The following is a 238-nucleotide window of genomic DNA, read 5'->3' as shown; positions in this document are numbered from 1 at the left end:
CGGTCAGTATCCCGCGCCGCGATTGACGAGGAACTGCAGCGGCTCGCCCTTTTCGAAGCGGGCGATCTGCTGCTCGACATGCCGGAAGAGCGCGTTTTCTTCGGAGATCGCCGCGTCGTGCGGCGTGATGAAGACGCTGTCGAGACCCCAGAGCGGATCGTCAGCCGGCAGCGGCTCGACTTCGAAAACATCAAGCGAGGCGCCGCCGAGTATGCCGCCTTCGATGGCCGCGACGATA

The 238-nt window shown here is 64.3% G+C and carries 1 protein-coding gene; it reads right to left on the bottom strand.

Annotated features, from left to right (window positions below; genetic code table 11):
- Positions 1 to 3 precede the first annotated feature (3 nt).
- Positions 4 to 238, bottom strand: a 235-nt coding sequence (locus tag SB764_RS44375) for an NAD(P)-dependent oxidoreductase (protein ID WP_410867358.1), incomplete at its 5' end; no start/stop codon positions are given.

The organism is Paraburkholderia sp. SIMBA_027 (assembly GCF_046535315.1).
GTDB classification, from domain to species: Bacteria; Pseudomonadota; Gammaproteobacteria; order Burkholderiales; family Burkholderiaceae; genus Paraburkholderia; species Paraburkholderia tropica.
Note: the sequence above shows the minus strand (reverse complement) of the source record. Positions and strands in the feature narration are given on the sequence as shown.